Annotated in this window: 17 protein-coding genes; 6 read left to right on the plus strand and 11 right to left on the minus strand. The window is 67.4% G+C overall.

What is annotated here, in order from left to right; genetic code table 11:
* The 6 genes from OG870_RS22600 to OG870_RS22625 all read right to left on the minus strand — a co-directional run bounded on the left by OG870_RS22600 (position 1) and on the right by OG870_RS22625 (position 5,688).
* Positions 1–1,680, minus strand: a complete 1,680-nt coding sequence (locus OG870_RS22600) for a long-chain fatty acid--CoA ligase (RefSeq protein WP_266517498.1) — start codon at positions 1,678–1,680, stop codon at positions 1–3.
* Between the two features lie 137 nt (positions 1,681–1,817).
* Positions 1,818–2,375: a SigE family RNA polymerase sigma factor gene (locus OG870_RS22605; RefSeq protein ID WP_266517501.1), complete on the minus strand. Its 558-nt coding sequence runs from the start codon at positions 2,373–2,375 to the stop codon at positions 1,818–1,820.
* 159 nt (positions 2,376–2,534) lie between these two features.
* On the minus strand, positions 2,535–3,701 hold the full coding sequence (locus OG870_RS22610; RefSeq protein ID WP_266517504.1) for a lipid-transfer protein: 1,167 nt from the start codon (positions 3,699–3,701) through the stop codon (positions 2,535–2,537).
* A complete protein-coding gene (locus tag OG870_RS22615) occupies positions 3,698–4,117 on the minus strand; it encodes a MaoC family dehydratase (protein ID WP_327692328.1) in 420 nt (139 codons plus the stop codon). Before OG870_RS22615 ends, OG870_RS22610 begins: the two co-directional genes overlap by 4 nt.
* A gap of 8 nt (positions 4,118–4,125) precedes the next feature.
* Entirely contained in the window at positions 4,126–5,082 is a 957-nt protein-coding gene (locus tag OG870_RS22620; protein WP_327692329.1) for a bifunctional MaoC family dehydratase N-terminal/OB-fold nucleic acid binding domain-containing protein, read from the minus strand.
* Positions 5,083–5,376: 294 nt separating this feature from the next.
* Positions 5,377–5,688: a hypothetical protein gene (locus OG870_RS22625; protein WP_266517507.1), complete on the minus strand. Its 312-nt coding sequence runs from the start codon at positions 5,686–5,688 to the stop codon at positions 5,377–5,379.
* 333 nt (positions 5,689–6,021) lie between these two features.
* On the opposite strand from OG870_RS22625, the gene OG870_RS22630 reads away from it, so the two are divergent.
* Positions 6,022–6,906: a bifunctional DNA primase/polymerase gene (locus tag OG870_RS22630; protein WP_266517509.1), complete on the plus strand. Its 885-nt coding sequence runs from the start codon at positions 6,022–6,024 to the stop codon at positions 6,904–6,906.
* Positions 6,907–6,974: 68 nt separating this feature from the next.
* Positions 6,975–7,433 carry a hypothetical protein gene (locus OG870_RS22635; RefSeq protein WP_327691328.1) on the plus strand — a complete coding sequence of 153 codons (459 nt, stop codon included), beginning with the start codon at positions 6,975–6,977 and terminating at the stop codon, positions 7,431–7,433.
* 33 nt (positions 7,434–7,466) lie between these two features.
* Here OG870_RS22635 and OG870_RS22640 read toward each other — a convergent pair whose 3' ends face one another.
* The 3 genes from OG870_RS22640 to OG870_RS22650 are packed head-to-tail and all read right to left on the minus strand — an operon-like array spanning position 7,467 to position 9,922.
* On the minus strand, positions 7,467–8,006 hold the full coding sequence (locus tag OG870_RS22640; protein ID WP_266583199.1) for a hypothetical protein: 540 nt from the start codon (positions 8,004–8,006) through the stop codon (positions 7,467–7,469).
* Between the two features lie 54 nt (positions 8,007–8,060).
* Entirely contained in the window at positions 8,061–8,711 is a 651-nt protein-coding gene (locus OG870_RS22645) for a response regulator transcription factor (protein ID WP_327691329.1), read from the minus strand.
* Positions 8,708–9,922 (minus strand): sensor histidine kinase, encoded by a 1,215-nt coding sequence (locus OG870_RS22650; protein WP_266925281.1) that lies wholly within the window; start codon positions 9,920–9,922, stop codon positions 8,708–8,710. Before OG870_RS22650 ends, OG870_RS22645 begins: the two co-directional genes overlap by 4 nt.
* Positions 9,923–10,125: 203 nt before the next feature.
* Between OG870_RS22650 and OG870_RS22655 the strand changes: the two genes are divergently transcribed.
* Positions 10,126–10,557: a hypothetical protein gene (locus tag OG870_RS22655; RefSeq protein ID WP_266517522.1), complete on the plus strand. Its 432-nt coding sequence runs from the start codon at positions 10,126–10,128 to the stop codon at positions 10,555–10,557.
* Positions 10,558–10,783: 226 nt separating this feature from the next.
* On the opposite strand, the gene OG870_RS22660 is transcribed toward OG870_RS22655, so the two are convergent.
* Positions 10,784–10,990, minus strand: coding sequence for a hypothetical protein (locus OG870_RS22660; RefSeq protein WP_266583193.1), 207 nt, complete (start codon positions 10,988–10,990; stop codon positions 10,784–10,786).
* Positions 10,991–11,166: 176 nt separating this feature from the next.
* Between OG870_RS22660 and OG870_RS22665 the strand changes: the two genes are divergently transcribed.
* The gene (locus OG870_RS22665; RefSeq protein ID WP_266583191.1) at positions 11,167–12,060 is read left to right on the plus strand and encodes an amidase domain-containing protein; all 894 of its coding nucleotides are present in this window, start codon (positions 11,167–11,169) and stop codon (positions 12,058–12,060) included.
* Positions 12,061–12,073: 13 nt separating this feature from the next.
* Entirely contained in the window at positions 12,074–12,637 is a 564-nt protein-coding gene (locus tag OG870_RS22670) for a hypothetical protein (protein WP_266583188.1), read from the plus strand.
* Positions 12,638–13,347: 710 nt separating this feature from the next.
* On the opposite strand, the gene OG870_RS22675 is transcribed toward OG870_RS22670, so the two are convergent.
* A complete protein-coding gene (locus OG870_RS22675; protein WP_327691330.1) occupies positions 13,348–14,046 on the minus strand; it encodes a hypothetical protein in 699 nt (232 codons plus the stop codon).
* 475 nt (positions 14,047–14,521) lie between these two features.
* Here OG870_RS22675 and OG870_RS22680 point away from each other — a divergent pair, with 475 nt between their 5' ends.
* The gene (locus tag OG870_RS22680; RefSeq protein ID WP_327691331.1) at positions 14,522–15,493 is read left to right on the plus strand and encodes an AAA family ATPase; all 972 of its coding nucleotides are present in this window, start codon (positions 14,522–14,524) and stop codon (positions 15,491–15,493) included.
* The last annotated feature ends 1 nt before the right edge of the window (position 15,494 follow it).

Here is a 15,494-nt window from a genome sequence, read left to right on the forward strand (position 1 = left end):
TCAGAGCTTGGTGACGTCCAGGTCTCCCTCGGCGTAACGCCTGCGCAGCACCTTCTTGTCGAACTTGCCAACGCTCGTCTTCGGCACCGCCTCGATGATCGTCCAGCGCTCGGGGAGCTGCCACCTGGCGATCTTGCAGACGTCGCTCGCGAGGAAGGCGCGCAGGGACTCGAAGTCGGCGGTGGAGCCCTCGGTCAACACGACCGTGGCGAGCGGGCGTTCGCCCCACTTCTCGTCCGGGACGGCGACGACGGCGGCCTCGGCGACCTCGGGGTGGGACATCAGGGCGTTCTCGAGGTCGACAGAGGAGATCCACTCGCCGCCGGACTTGATGACGTCCTTGGCGCGGTCGGTGAGGGTGAGGAAGCCCTCGTCGGAGATCGTGCCGACATCGCCCGTCTTCAGCCAGCCGTCCTCACTGAACTTGTCGGCCGGGCGCAGGGGTTCGGCGTCGGGGCCGTTGTAGTACGCGCCCGCGATCCAGTTGCCGCGGACCTCCAGCTCGCCGGCCGACTCGCCGTCCCAGGGGAGGCGCTCCCCTCCGGGGCCGGTGAGCCGGGCCTCGACACCGGCCGGGAAACGGCCCTGCGTCAGGCGGTACGCCAACTCCCCCTCGGTGCCGACCGCGTGGGCCGGCGGGCGGGCGATCGTGCCGAGCGGGGAGGTCTCCGTCATGCCCCAGGCGTGACAGACCCGCATACCCAGCTTGTCGAACGCCTCCATGAGGGAGGGCGGACAGGCCGAACCGCCGATGGTGACCTGGGTAAGGGAGGAGACGTCGCGCGGCTTGGCGGTCAGCTCGGCAAGCAGGCCCTGCCAGATGGTGGGGACGGCGGCCGCGTGGGTCGGGCGCTCGGACTCGATCATCTCGGCGAGCGGCGCCGGCTGCAGGAAGCGGTCCGGCATCAGCATGTTGACGCCGGTCATGAAGGTGGCGTGCGGCAGACCCCAGGCGTTGACATGGAACTGGGGGACCACGACCAGCGAGGTGTCCTGGTCGGTCAGGCCCATCGACTGGGCCATGTTGACCTGCATGGAGTGCAGGTAGATCGAACGGTGGCTGTAGACCACGCCCTTGGGGTCGCCCGTGGTGCCGGAGGTGTAGCACATGGCGGCGGCCTGGCGCTCGTCCAGCTCCGGCCAGTCGTACGTGGTCGGCCTGCCGGCGATCAGCTCCTCGTACTCGTGCACCTGCGGGCGGGCGCCGTCGAGGAGGGAGCGGTCGCCGGGGCCGGAGACGACAATGTGCTCGATCGTCGGCAGCTTCGGCAGCAACGCGGCGAGCAGCGGGAGCAGCGAGCCGTTGACGATGACGACCTTGTCGGCCGCGTGGTTGACGATCCACACCAGCTGCTCGGGAGGCAGCCGGAGGTTGAGCGTGTGCAGCACCGCGCCCATGGAGGGGATCGCGAAGTAGGCCTCGACATGCTCGGCGTTGTTCCACATCAGGGTCGCGACCCGGTCGTCGCCCCGGACGCCGAGCTCGTCGCGCAGGGCGCCTGCGAGCTGCACCGCACGCGTGCCCGCCTCCGCGAAACTGCGCCGCTGCGGCTCGTCCTCACCGGTCCAGGTGGTGATCTGGGACCGTCCGTGTACCAGCACCCCGTGGACGAGGATGCGGGTTACGGTCAGCGGTACGTCCTGCATCGTGCTCAGCACGGTGTCCTCCCGGGGCGACATTGCCTACGCGGCGGTGAGATCTGCGCTGATTCTGCGCACATACCGCGCGGTATGTCACTAGGTGCCGATGATCGATCGCATCACGTCGGCTCCCAATAGCCACCAGGTCGGCCCTCAACAGCCACCAGGTCGGCGCATTACCGCACAAGCCCCAGCTCAGAATCCTCGCGCAGCTTGCCGAGCGCACGCGAGACCGCCGACTTCACCGTCCCCACCGACACGCCGAGCACCTCGGCCGTCTGCACCTCGCTGAGGTCCTCGTAGTACCTGAGGACGACCATCGCCCGCTGCCGGGCGGGCAGTTTCATGATCGCCCGCCACATCGCGTCGCGCAGCGCCTGCTGCTCGGCCGGGTCGTCCGTGCCCCGCAGGGGCTCCGGCTCGGGCAGTTCCTCGCACACGAACTCGTCGACCCTGCGCTTGCGCCACTGCGACGTACGCGTGTTCAGCAGTGCCCGGCGCACATAGCCGTCGAGCGCGCGGTGGTCCTCGATGCGCTCCCAGGCGACATACGTCTTGGTGAGCGCGGTCTGCAGCAGGTCCTCCGCGTCGCTCGGGTTCGCGGTGAGCGACCGGGCGGTACGCAGCAGCACCGGCTGCCGGGCCCTCACGTACGACGCGAACGACGGGTACGGGAGAGTCTGCGTCGCCGGCGTGGCGGCGTTCGAAGCGCTGGTGCAGACGGGTGTGGTCATGGCTCCACGCTATGAGCGAGGGTGCCTCCGGCTCATCGGCCGCAGGTCCCGAAGCCGAGTCCGCCTCAGGTTGTAGGGGTGGAGGTGGCTGCACCTCCTGAAGGTGGACGAGCGGGTCGGGGGTACTGCGGGATGACCCCTGAGGGACACCCGGGTGTCTCAGCCGTCCGCGGTCAGGACCAGGCCCGATGTCGGCACCCCGGTCCCTGCCGTGACCAGCACCCGTCCCGCCCCCGGTATGAGGTTCACGGCCGAACCGCGCAGCTGCCGGACCCCCTCCGCCACCCCGTTCATCCCATGGAGGTACGCCTCCCCGAGCTGCCCTCCGTGTGTGTTGATCGGCAACGCCCCGCTCGCCACGAAGTCCGCCGCCTCCCCTTTCCCGCAGAACCCGAACTCCTCCAGCTGCATCAGCACGAACGGTGTGAAGTGGTCGTACAGGATCGCCACGTCCATGTCGGCCGGCGCCAGCCCGGAGGTGCGCCACAGCTGACGCGCGACCACACCCATCTCCGGCAGGCCGGCCAGGTCGTCCCGGTAGAAGCTGGTCATCTGCTCCTGCCCGCGACCCGCGCCCTGGGCGGCCGCCGCTATGACGGCGGGCGGGTGGGGCAGATCGCGGGCCCGCTCGACCGACGTGACGACGATCGCCTGGCCCCCGTCCGTCTCCTGGCAGCAGTCCAGGAGTCTGAGCGGTTCGACGATCCAGCGCGAGGCCGCGTGGTCGGCGAGGGTGATCGGGCGGCCGTGGAAGTACGCCGCCGGGTTCGTCGCCGCGTACGTCCGGTCGACCACCGCCACGTGCCCGAACGCCTCCGGGGTCAGCCCGTAGGTGTACAGATAGCGCTGGGCCGCCATCGCCACCCACGAGGCCGGGGTCAGCAGCCCGAACGGCAGGGACCAGCCGAGCGCCGCGCCCTCCGCCGACGGCTCCCGGTGCTGCACCCCTGAGCCGAAGCGGCGGCCCGATCTCTCGTTGAAGGCCCGGTAGCAGACCACCACCTCCGCCACGCCCGTCGCCACCGCGAGCGCCGCCTGCTGGACGGTCGCGCAGGCCGCGCCTCCGCCATAGTGGATCCGGGAGAAGAACGACAGCTCGCCCATCCCGCAGGCCTGGGCCACGGTGATCTCCGGGCTGGTGTCCATCGTGAACGTGACCATCCCGTCCACCTCGCCCGGCGTCAGACCCGCGTCGTCCAGCGCGGCCCGCACCGCCTCCGCGGCCAGCCGCAGCTCGCTGCGCCCCGAGTCCTTGGAGAACTCCGTGGCCCCGATGCCGACGATCGCGGCCCGCCCGCCGAGCTCGTCCCGGGTGCGGACACTCATCCGGCACCTCCTGACGGGACCTCTGACGGCACGGTGACCGTCACCGTGCCTGTGACATGGCTGCCGATGCCGTTCGCGCCGACCACCCGGACCGTCGCGGTGTCCCCCTCGGCCTCCTCGACGACTTTCTCGACCGTGCCCGTCAACACCATCGTGTCCCCGGGGTAGTTGGGCGCCCCCAGGCGTATGGCCACCTTGCGGAGGACCGCAGCCGGGCCGAAGTGGTCGGTGATGTAGCGGCCGACCAGGCCGTTCGTCGTCAGGATGTTCATGAAGATGTCCGGGGAGCCCTTCTGCCGGGCCAGCTCGGCGTCATGGTGCACGTCCTGGTAGTCGCGGGAGGCGATGGCGCCGGCGACGACCAGGGTGCGGGTGATCGGGATCTCCAGCGCGGGCAGCACCTCTCCGGGTCGCATGCCGTGGCTCATGCCGCGTCCTCCAGGGTGCGGAAGACGGGGAGCACCAACTCATCGTCGTACGACTGGAATTCGAGCCGCACCGGCATGCCGATGCGCACCTTGTCGCAGGGCACCCCCACCACGTTGCTGATCATCCGCACGCCTTCCGCCAGTTCGATCAGTGCGACCGCGTAGGGAGGGGAGAAGGCCGGGAAGGGTGGGTGGTGCATGACGACGTACGAGTACACCGTCCCCTCGCCGCTCGCCTCCACCGTGTCCCAGTCCGGGCCCCCGCAGCCGTTGCACCCCGGGAGCCAGGGGAAGCGGAGGGTCGTGCAGTCGGTGCAGCGCTGTATGAGCAGTCGGTGGTGCTGGACTCCTTCCCAGAAGCCGGCGTTGTCGCGGTTGACGACGGGGCGGGGGCGGGGCGGGGGCTTGTGGTCACGGCGGGCGGGGGCGTACTTGAGGATGCGGAAGCGGTGGGTGCCGACGAGGGGGCCGACGAAGGCAGGGGTGGTGGGGGTGGTGGGGGTGGTGGGGGCGTCCAGGGCGTGTTTCGCCCTGATGTCCGTGCGGGTGGTCACGAAGTAGCCCGTGCCCAGCTTCGTCGTCTTGCGCTGTGACACCGACTCGATCACCGTGTCGAAGGTGATCTCGTCACCGGGGCGCAGTGGTCGCACGTACTCCTGCTCGCAGTCGGTGGCGACGACCGAGGTGCAGCCCGCGTCGTCGAGCAGGCCGAGCAGTTCGTCGTAGTCCCCCGTGCGTCCCTCGTGGCCGGAGAGTCCGCCCATGGTCCAGGCCTGGAGCATGGTGGGCGGGGCCATGGCGTCGGGGCCGGCGTAGGCCGGATTGGTGTCTCCCATCGCCTCGCACCAGTGCCGGATCATCGGCATGTTGACGGGGTCCTTGCCCGTGCCGGCGACGGCGGCGGCCCGCCCCTCGTAGGCCTTCAGCCGCACCCCCAGCTCGTCCTCGCCCACCGCAGCCCTTTCACTCCCGCCCTCGCCCTCGCGCACCGTCGCCCCCTCGTCGTCTCCCGCATCCCACTGACACTTCTGGTACACCGCTGCCGCCGAGCGGGTTCCCACGATCTCCGTCGGATTTTCCTGACTGTCCGTCAGATACGGTGGACTGTCAAGGTCGGCCCGAACGCGAAAACGCCTGTGCGGCGGCACCGAAGTACCGCCGCACAGACGCCTTGCGCCCCTTGCACCCCTTGCACCCCCTGCGCCCCACAGAGCGCACCCGACTCCCCTTCGGTCAGGGGCGTCGGCTCACCACAGCTCGCTGAAGTTGATGGCGACGTTCTTGTTTCCCTGGTTGATGGCCGTGAACGCGGAGCCCTTCACCTGGGCGGTGTTGCTCTGGTTCGAGGCGCCGTTGCCGACCGCGTTCTGCTGTGTGGTGGACGAGTTGCCGTTGTTGTCGTGACCGACACCGCTGCCGACGACACTCGCGACACCCGCGTTCGATCCGTTGTCCGCGATGGCGCCGTTGTCCGCCGCCGCGACGCCGGTGAACAGAGCGGCTGCCAGCGGAAGGGCGGAGACGGCGGCGATGACGCGGGCAGTACGGATGCTTGCCATGTTGTTCCTCCAGAACACCAACGTGAACTACGGCTTGTTCCAAGGCAGTTGGCCGACCACCTCGGCGGTTGTGCTCGACGTCGCAAGACCAGAGTTGCCCACCGAATCCCCGGCGAACCACCCCGTAAGCCGCTATTCCTCCTCAAGTGCTACGACAAGTCGATAAACCCCTATCGCTACTTCCAAGCCCCGAGTCGGAACAGAAGGGACGTCTCTGCACCAAGCGCCGCAAGGGATGAAGCGTTCCGGCACAATTCCGGCCAACCTCTCCGGCCCGGCGCGTCGCACCCGATCCCCCTTCCCTTTTTCGAACGTACGTACGAACATAGAGGCATGGCCACCACCGACCGGCAGGCCACGACGCTGGCCCTCGCACACGCCCTGTCAGCCGCCGAGCGCGGACTGGCCGTCATCCCCTTGTCCCGGACGAAACTCCCGGCCCTGCGCTCCCCCCACCGCGACGATCCCGAACCCCAGTCCCAGCCCCAGTCCCAGCCCTGTCACGGCGAGTGCGGACGCCTCGGACACGGTGTGTACGACGCCTCGACCCATCCGGCGCGCATCCGCGAACAGTTCGCCGCGGCCCCCTGGGCCACCGGCTACGGCATCGCCTGCGGCCTGCCGCCCCACCACCTCATCGGCGTCGACCTCGACACGAAATCGGGCACGGACTCCTCGGCCGCCCTGCGCGAACTGGCCTTACGCCACCTGTTCACGATCCCCGACACGGTGGTCGTCGTCACCCCGAGCGGCGGCCGCCACCTCTGGCTGAGCGGCCCGCCGGACGTCGTCGTCCCCAACTCCGCCGGCCGCCTCGCCCCCGGCATCGACATCCGCGGCGCCGGCGGCTACCTCGTCGGCCCCGGCTCCCGCACCGACCACGGCGTCTACGGCACGGCTCCCGGCACCGCCCACCTCGCCCCCGCGGCCTGCCCGCCCGCTCTTCTGCGCCTGCTGCTCCCGCCGCCCCGTGCCCAGCACCCCACCCCGCCCTCGGCCGGCGACCACGGCCAGGGCCTCGTCCAGTTCGTCCTCGCCGCGCACGAGGGGCAGCGCAACACCCGCCTGTTCTGGGCGGCCTGCCGCGCCTACGAGGACGGCATCGGCCCGGCCCTCGTCGTTCCCCTGATCGAGGCGGCCCTCAACACCGGTCTGACCGAACGCGAGGCGCGGGCGACGATCGCCTCGGCGGCCCGGATGACGGGGCACCGGCCGTGAGACCCACGGGACGACCGTGGTGAGACCCACGGGACGACCGTGGCAGTACAAGAACCAAGAGGAGCCCCATGCACGACCGCCCGAGAGCGCGGACCATGTCGCTGACCCGCGTGGTCCTCGCCTCCGGCCGCCCCGTCGACCTCGCCGAGCTGCGGCTGTCGTCGACGTACGGAGGAATGCCCGCGGGCTATCCCTGCAAGCCGGTCAACGACATGGTGATCAAGAGCCTGCTGCACACCACCGAACACACCTTCCCCACCAGCCCCATCCACCTCGTCCCGCCCTCGCGCGAGTACCCGGACCAGTACGCGGGCGCCTTCGGCCCGGTCGAGATCCTGCCGCCCGTCGCCTGCGTGGGGTCGTTCCGCTCCAGGGCACTGGACCCGTCCCACGACCCGGTCGACTACTTCTCGGCGCTGACGGTCATCTGGTTCCAGCCGACGATGCGGGTACCGTCCGAGTGCGACGCGGCGGCCTCGCTGCGGGAGGTCGACTGGGAGGGGCTGGCGCGGGACCACGAGCTGTAACGCGGGACCACGAACTTCAGCGGGGCTGTCGGCTCACACCTTGTCGATCCGCCAGGCGACCATTCCCGTGGCCCCCGGACGACCGCTGACGTCGACGCGCAGCGACTTCTTGCCCGTGAAGCGGTCCCGGACCGGCGTCCCGTCGCAGGTGACCGGCTTCTTCGGGGTCCTGTGCCCCGGAGCCGTGGTCATCGACGTGAACTCGATGTCGGCGGCTCCGGTGCCGGCGCACACCACGCTCAACCGGTAGACGGTGCCCGAGGACAGGCCGGGGTCGGCGTGCACGCCGTCCCCCACACGCTCCACACCGGAGGCCACGAACGACGCGTCCGCGGCTGCCGGAGCGCCGAGCGCCGCCACGGCCTGCGCGGTCAGCTCCTTCTCCCGGTCCTTCGCGCGGTCCTTCTCCTGGTCCTTCTCGTGGTCCTTCTCCTGGTTTGTCTCCCCGTTCTTGTCCTGCTGCGCCGAGGGCGTGGGATCGGCCTGGGTTTCCTTCCCCGACGAACACGCGGCGAGAAGGAACACCGCCACCACGGCGCCGGCGAGCGCGCTCGTCCCAATGGTCCTGGTCAACGCCTGATCCTTTCGACAACCCGGTTGCCGACCTTCTCACGAGGCACCGCGCTGCTAGGGGCCCACTCCCAGGAAGTGCAGCACCGCCAGGACCCGCCGGTGGTCGGCGTCGGCCTTGGGCAGGTCGAGTTTGGCGAGGATGTTGTTGATGTGTTTGGCCACCGCGCTCTCGCTGACCACGAGTTGGGCGGCGATGCCCGCGTTGGAGCGGCCCTCGGCCATCAGGGCGAGCACCTCGCGCTCGCGGGCCGTCAGCCGGCCCAACGGGTCACTCTGCCGCCGTACCAGGAGCTGGGCGACGACCTGCGGGTCCAGCGCGGTACCGCCATCGGCCACCCGTCGCAGCGCCTCGATGAACTCCTCGACGTCCGCGACCCGTTGCTTGAGCAGATAGCCCACTCCGCTGGTGTTGGTGGCGAGCAGGTCGGCGGCGTAGCGCTCCTCGACGTACTGGGAGAGCAGCAGTACGGCGGTCGACGGCCGGGTCTGCCGGATCGACAGCGCGGCACGCACACCCTCGTCCGTGAAGGCGGGCGGCATCCGTACGTCCACCACCGCCAGTTCGGGGCGGTGCTCCTCGACCGCGGTCAGCAGCGCCTGTGCGTCGCCCACCTCGGCCGCCACCTCGAAGCCGGCCATCTCCACCACCTTGACCAGCCCGATCCGCAGCAGCACGGAGTCCTCGGCGATCACGGCACGTCTCATCGCGGGCACGGCAACTCCACGCTCATCACGGTCGGTCCCCCCACAGGGCTGCTCATCCGGAACGTGCCGTCCACCGACCGCACGCGCTGAACCAGCCCCGTGAGGCCACTTCCCTTGGCGGCGTCGGCCCCGCCCAGACCGTCGTCGGCGATCACGACCCGAAGTATCTCGCCCAGCAGAGCCACCGTCACATCCGCCCGGCTCGCCTCCTGTGCGTGCTTGGCGACATTCGTCAGCGCCTCGGAGACCACGAAGTACGCGACCGCCTCGACCGCCGGCGCCAGTCGTTGCGGCAGATCCACCCTCAGCCTCACGGGCAGCGGAGCACGAGCCGCGAGACCCGACAGCGCCGCGTCCAGCCCGAGTTCGTCCAGGACGGCCGGGTGCAGTCCGCGCACCAGACTGCTCAGCTCCTCGATCGCCTCCTTGGCCCCCCGGTGCGCCGCGTCGATCACCTGCCGCGCCTCGGGCGACAGATCCGTCAACGTCGCCTTGGCCAGACCCAGGTTCAGCGCCAGCGACACCAGCCGTTGCTGCGCACCGTCGTGCAGATCCCGTTCGATACGGCGCCGTTCCGCATCCGCGGCATGCACCGCGCCGGCCCGGCTCTCGGTGAGGTCCTCGACCCGCTGCGCCAGGTCCTCCTCCCTGCTGCGGCCGAGCAGGGAGGGCACCGTCTGACTCTCCAGGCGTACGACGGCGGCGGCCAGGCTCGGGACGACGGCCAGGACGATCAGCCCCGCGACGGAGAGATACGCCGTCTGCGTGGCGTAGCCGACGTGCTCGGTCCGCCAGTGCGCGGGCAGGGCGTAGATCCACACCGGGACAAGCGCCGCGCTCACTCCGGCCAGCAGCAGCCCCACGGTGAGGGCTTCGAGCGCCCCGAACAGCGTCCCGGCCAGGCAGTGGTAGCCGAACTGGCGCCACGGCCGCCGCCACCCCGGGCTGGCGATGTCGATCCCGAGCAGCCGCCGGAAACGCCGGCGCTGGGCCGCGGTGAGCGCCGGCGCCGAAATCCCCGTCAGCACCAGTGCGAACGCCAGGACCACCGGTGCGGTGCTGTCCCGCCCCGCGATGATCTCCCACACGAGACCGAACATCATGAACAGCGCGAAGCCCGTGAAGAGGTGCAGTGGCGCTCCCAGCGCGAGGAAGGACGTGTCGCGGTTCAGGCGGATGAGCGCCCGCCGCAGCCGGGGCGGGATTGTCATGTCCCAACCGTAGGTGCCGTACTCCGTGGCCCGACATGCCACTGCTTTCCGTATCGGGGGTGAAGCCAGTGCCACCCCAAGACGGAAAAGGGTGTTACTGACTCCGGCCGCCGCAGATCTGAGGGTGGATCACGAGCCCGAAGGCCGGGTTCGTGACACCGGAAGCGAGTTCCGTCGTGGCCCTCTTCGCCCTCAATTCACCTGTGCCAAACGGTAGTTACCTCACGACCGGGGCTGCCCTCGGTTCCGGACGGCTGAGCCGTGCCCGCCGACGGCACAGCCGCGTACTGATCGGCGCGGGCCTCGTCCTGCTGCCCTGGCTCGGCTATCTCGCCGGCACCTTGCCACCGGGCGAGGCCGCCGCCTGGGTCACGCTCGACGCGATGGAGGCCGTCGCGCTGCTCACCGCCGGCAGCCGCCTGGTACGCGTCGACGCCAGTCACCGCGCGCCCGCGGCCGCCGCGGCGGTGCTTCTCCTCGCCGACGCCTGCATCGACCTCGCCACCGCCGCTCCCGGCCCGGAACTGGCGACGGCGATCGCCATGGCCGCGGTCGCGGAACTCCCCCTCGCGGCCCTGTGCGCGGCCCTCGCCACCCGCACCGACCGACCACGGGACGGAGCACACCCGAGGTGAGACGCGCCAGCCCGTCCAGCCCGCAAAAGGGGCGCCCCGGAACCTGGGCTCTGGGGGAGCCGGCGGCAGGGATCGTTGTGGATGGACGAGGCAGTCACGTACGACATGGCCCACCGGCCGCTGCCCGTGTTGTGGGCGCCGTTGGGGCATGCCGACGCCGTTCACGGCTTGTACTACCTGCTGGAGGGCGGCCCGGATCGCGATGCTGACAGAGTCCGAGGCTGCCTCACCGCTGGCTGACGTGCCGTACTTCCTGCGCCACGCGGGCGTCTCGCTCTGGCTTGAGTCCGGCCTCTCCCCGGCTGAGGTCACGCGGCGGGCTGGCCACAGCATCGCTGTCCTCTTCCGCTTCTACGCGAAGGCGATTCACCGCAGCCGGCAGCGCGCAAACGAGCAGATCCAGCGTGCCCTTGAAGCTGCTGAGGAGCAGCAAGCCCACCTGGGGCTATCGAGACGTCACCCAGTTGCTCCGCCTCGGATGCCGCTCGAAACACGGCCAACTGGGAACCCACGCGTTCGCCCGTCCATCCTCCTAGTCACGAGTCCCGAAGCCGCACCTATCCGCGACCAGGCGGCCGGGACCCATCACAGGGGGAAGGAACCCGACTCTTGCGCAACAAGCTCGGCCGTACCATCACCGGCGCAGCGGTGCTCGCCCTCACCGCCACCGGCGTCATCACAGGAACGGCGAACGCCACCACAGACGTTCCCGACCCTTCGGGCGCCATCGCAGGAACAGCGAACGCCACCACAGACGCTGCCGACGATGCCTCCGCAGACGCTGCCAGCAGCCCCTCTATAGATCTTCCCGACAGCTTCTCCGCAGCCGTTCCCGACGCAGTGTGGACCGGGAGCGGTTGGCCTGCACCTTCAGCCGATCCGCACCTTCCTGACGCGAACGGCAACATCGCCGCCAACCAGGAGGAGGAGCCGCAGCCGCTCATTGACGAAGGCATCTACGGTCCTGACGCCAACCCGGCGTCCACGTCGGCAGATTCAGCAGATTCGGCAGCCGCAGCAGCAGCGATCGGCGGCAACGGAACGGCCAACTGGGCGTACAACAACCTGGACACCAGGTGGGAGTACAGAACCGACTGCGCGAACTTCGTCTCAAAGGCCCTGTACCACGGGGGCGGGATGCAGATGCGCCCCGGCGGCCGCAAGGCGGACAATGCATGGTGGCAGGGCAGGTACGGGTTCGGTAAGAGCTGGAGCTGGACGAGCGCGGACTACCTCCGACGGCACGTGACCAAGTGGCGGCACTCCGCGATGATTCCGCACGAGTACAACGCCAAGGTGGGGGATCTCGTCTTCTTCAAGTGGAAGAGGGAGAGGATCTACAACCACGTGGCGATCGTGAACTCCATGGTGCAAGGACACGCCGGCATCGTGCAGCACGGCCTGAAGAATGAGACCACCCTGCACGAGGTAATCCAGCGATACAGTCACACCTCGAACCCGATCGAGAAGGTCACGATCGTCAGGCCCAAGGACCGTAGGTAGCAAGGACATTGAGATGCCCAGGTTGAAGCGGAGTCATACAGCGGCCGGATGGCTGGCAGCAGCAATGTTGCTGACAGCTGGATGTGCTGTCCTGGACAGCAGCTCTGCTGATGCCAGAGGGCCGGGAGCGTCGTACGAGCAGGCGTACGCCGACCACGAGCCCTTGCACGTGGTCGGCTACCCCTCCACCGGCTCTCTGCTGGTGGTGCAAAAGCTCGTGTGGGACATCGCCGACGGCAAAACGGGTGAACTTCGCAAGCTGGCGACCAGCGACAGCAACGAGACGGACGCCCGGAAGACCGCCGAGAACTGGATCAAGGGCTTCGGTACCGGCGCCCGTCGCAATGTGACAGGCGATTTCTATGACGACGCCTCAGAGCGCCAAGTCGTGGTCCTGTACTTCCATGACACCCGCCAGGTCAAAGAGTTCACCGTTCGGCTCGATGGCGACGCGGGCAAGCAGGACTGGCGAGTTCTGATGAAGTCGGCCGATTTCAAGGACGCAACCCATACTCCCAAGTGGGCGCCGAAGGAGCCGGGAGGAACCGGCTCCAGAATGAAGAACAACGACAACTGATCGCATGAGCACCCCGGGCCCCCGCCCTCCGGAACAAGCCGGAGGGCGGGGGCTCGTCATCTGTTCGTCTCGCAATGGTGGTCCACGCCTGGTGCACACTCAGTGATCCACAACGAAACAGAGCAGGATCAAGGTGAGACAGGACCCACGCCGAAGGGGTGCCCCTAAGCACGAGGCACCCCTTCTGACCAGCACGTCTACGACCTGCGCGGAGGCGGTGGGATTTGAACCCACGGTGACATCGCTGCCACGACGGTTTTCAAGACCGATGGGCGATCGCGAGGTCTATGCCCTCTGACCTGCAGAGCAGGCCCCCGACGAACGCCCTACGACGCTTCTGGCCCACATATGGCCCATGAGCCCCCAGGAGCCACCCTTCGATCCGTGTTCAGCTGAGCTTGCGCTATCGAAGCTTGTGCCTCGGGCTGCAGTTGCTGCCCTGACTCACGGCCCAGTGGTTTTGGAACCCTGGCCGTCCCAGTCCCCAGTCCCCGCTGTTGCCCGTGGTTGCGCGGTTGCTGTCGCACAGTCCATCAGCAGGCCTCTGGTGCACGCGGCTCCGGAGGCCGCTTAGGTCCCTCAAGTTCTCGCAGGTCAACGGGTTGCAATCAGTTACCAGGGGCTAGCCCGTCCACGAATAGTCCGTGTGCCGCCTGGCCGGGGCTACCTGCTGCAGCGAGTGGAAATATTCCACTTGGCCATCGAAAATCCTATTTGCCCTTTGGGCATTCTGCTGCGGCTGTCAACTTTGTGATGGTTGCCACCGGTATCCGCGCCACCATGCCCTTCTCTCCCACGATGACCAGAACCCCTTTTGATTGTTTAGCGGAGAGGCCGCAATAGCTCCCTCCTGCGGCGTCCCGTACAAAAACCTTAGGAGGTGCGTCACTGTTCTGAGGTGCGTAAGCCATGATCCCAAGCGTCGCCATATAGAATGGAACGATTAGTAGGGCTAGCCGCCTGCTAATCTTGAGGCGACGATTAGCAATTTTTGTAGCTCTTGTCGTTTCTTCGGCATATCTAGGCCCGCTGACGACGATGTTCACCGGCTGTCCCTGTGCGGCCATCGCCGCCCAGACAACACTGGCAACAGCAATCAAGAGAGACGCGGCAGCGAGAATCCCGACCAGCAACTTATACGGAAAGAGATCTTGTAGCGCAGCTAGGTCTGAGGCGCCGCGAACTACCGTGAGGGTAGTTAGTAGCCCTGTGATAACGAGGATCGTGGCACCCCAGCGTTCGGCGGAACGCTGAATGTCGGGTAGCCCGTTGAAGCGGGCCTCATCGGCCATGCGAGCCCACCGAACATCCTCGGGCGTCGCTGGGTTAGGGGAGGGGATGAACTCCAGCTCGTCTGCTGGTACGTCGCCCAGATCGAGGTCGGAACCATTCTCACGTGCTGCACTCACGGTTGCCTCTTCCGGAGTAGGAGCCTCGCCATGGCGCCGCAACCAACCGAGCCTTCAGGCCGGCCGTCGTGTTCGTTAGTACATGAGCAGAAGATGGTGTGCTCCTGGTGAGGCGCCGTCAGGGAGCCACTTCCAGACTGCCCAGTTACGTAGGATCCAGGCGTGACAAGCATCGGCCTTACAGGAAAGCTGAACGAGAACTCGTGGCCGCAACGAGGGCAGGCGCCGATCACGGTGGCGATGCCGTTGGCCGAAGCCTTCTTAAATAGTCCATTCATGATGTCCGTCGACAATTCAGAACAATCTACTTGCGAGTAGCCAACAGAACTGTCTGCCATCTCGTTACCCCCCGGGCCGAGTCCATTTGTCCGGATGTCGGCCGGTTCAACTGTGTGACATCGGCCGAGTGTTGGGTATGGTAGCGCCGGGAAGATGTCTCCAGGGACATCATGCGGGAGGCCCTGAGAGGAACGACGTGGCTGCCAGCGACAAGGCTGAGACTCTGTGGATGGATGAAGAGAGCTCGTTGACGGACGCCGTCCACTCTGCCCTCCATGAGAACCGCCATCAGCCTGGAGGCCTCGCCGGCCGGCTTGAGCGAGCAGCTGCTACCCGTGGTCGACGTAGGCCACTGAACGTCAACAACATGACGCCGCTGCCACTGAGTGATGAGGACGTGCCACTCGTCACAGTGAGTGAACCCCAGGTCTCCATGGATGACCTGGTCCTGGGTGCGCAAACTGTCACTGCATTGAGGGAAGTCCTCAATGAACAGCGTAACGTCAGCCGCCTCGCCGCTTATGGGCTGCGCCCCAGGCGAAAACTGCTATTGGCGGGCCCTAGCGGAACTGGAAAGACTCGTACGGCCGAAGCTCTCGCTTACGCGCTCGGAATTCCGCTTGTAAGGGTTCGATTGTCTGCCGTGGTCTCTTCATACCTTGGACAGACGGCCCGTCACTTGGAGAGGATTCTCGAATTTTGTGAGAGTGGCCGATGGGTTGTAAGTTTCGATGAGATCGACATGTTTGCCGGTGAGCGTGAGGACTCCGATCACGGCGAGATGCGACGTGTCTCCACAGTCCTTCTTCAGCAGCTAGAAGAATACGCGGCCGATAATCTAGTTATCGCGACCACAAATCATGGCACTTCAATCGATACCGCCATGTGGAGACGATTCGATGAAGTGTTGGCTTATCGAAATCCAACCCAAGCGCAGATTTCTTCGCTCCTAGAGATGAAACTGCGCCGCTTTTCTTACAAGATAAACAGGGAACTGGTTTCGCGATCGCTCTCTGGGATGAGTCATGCCGAAGTTGAAGCAGTTTGCCTAGACGCCATGCGTAAGTCTGTATTGGCTGGCGCCAAAAGCATCTCCACGGATGACCTAGTGGAGAGCGCCGCTTCCCGGAAGAAAAGATACAAGGAGGCAGGGAAATCTCAGGGTTAAT

Origin of the sequence: Streptomyces sp. NBC_00461, assembly GCF_036013935.1 — a bacterium.
Taxonomy (GTDB): domain Bacteria; phylum Actinomycetota; class Actinomycetes; order Streptomycetales; family Streptomycetaceae; genus Streptomyces.

Excerpts from the sequence above, each read along its gene's own strand:
- OG870_RS22635 (WP_327691328.1), top strand. The coding sequence starts at position 6,975 with ATGCACGACCGCCCGAGAGCGCGGACCATGTCGCTGACCCGCGTGGTC.
- OG870_RS22610 (WP_266517504.1), bottom strand. The coding sequence starts at position 3,701 with ATGAGTGTCCGCACCCGGGACGAGCTCGGCGGGCGGGCCGCGATCGTC.
- OG870_RS22615 (WP_327692328.1), bottom strand. The coding sequence starts at position 4,117 with ATGCGACCCGGAGAGGTGCTGCCCGCGCTGGAGATCCCGATCACCCGC.
- OG870_RS22605 (WP_266517501.1), bottom strand. The coding sequence starts at position 2,375 with ATGACCACACCCGTCTGCACCAGCGCTTCGAACGCCGCCACGCCGGCG.
- OG870_RS22600 (WP_266517498.1), bottom strand. The coding sequence starts at position 1,680 with ATGTCGCCCCGGGAGGACACCGTGCTGAGCACGATGCAGGACGTACCG.
- OG870_RS22630 (WP_266517509.1), top strand. The coding sequence starts at position 6,022 with ATGGCCACCACCGACCGGCAGGCCACGACGCTGGCCCTCGCACACGCC.
- OG870_RS22625 (WP_266517507.1), bottom strand. The coding sequence starts at position 5,688 with ATGGCAAGCATCCGTACTGCCCGCGTCATCGCCGCCGTCTCCGCCCTT.
- OG870_RS22645 (WP_327691329.1), bottom strand. The coding sequence starts at position 8,711 with ATGAGACGTGCCGTGATCGCCGAGGACTCCGTGCTGCTGCGGATCGGG.
- OG870_RS22670 (WP_266583188.1), top strand. The coding sequence starts at position 12,074 with ATGCCCAGGTTGAAGCGGAGTCATACAGCGGCCGGATGGCTGGCAGCA.
- OG870_RS22650 (WP_266925281.1), bottom strand. The coding sequence starts at position 9,922 with ATGACAATCCCGCCCCGGCTGCGGCGGGCGCTCATCCGCCTGAACCGC.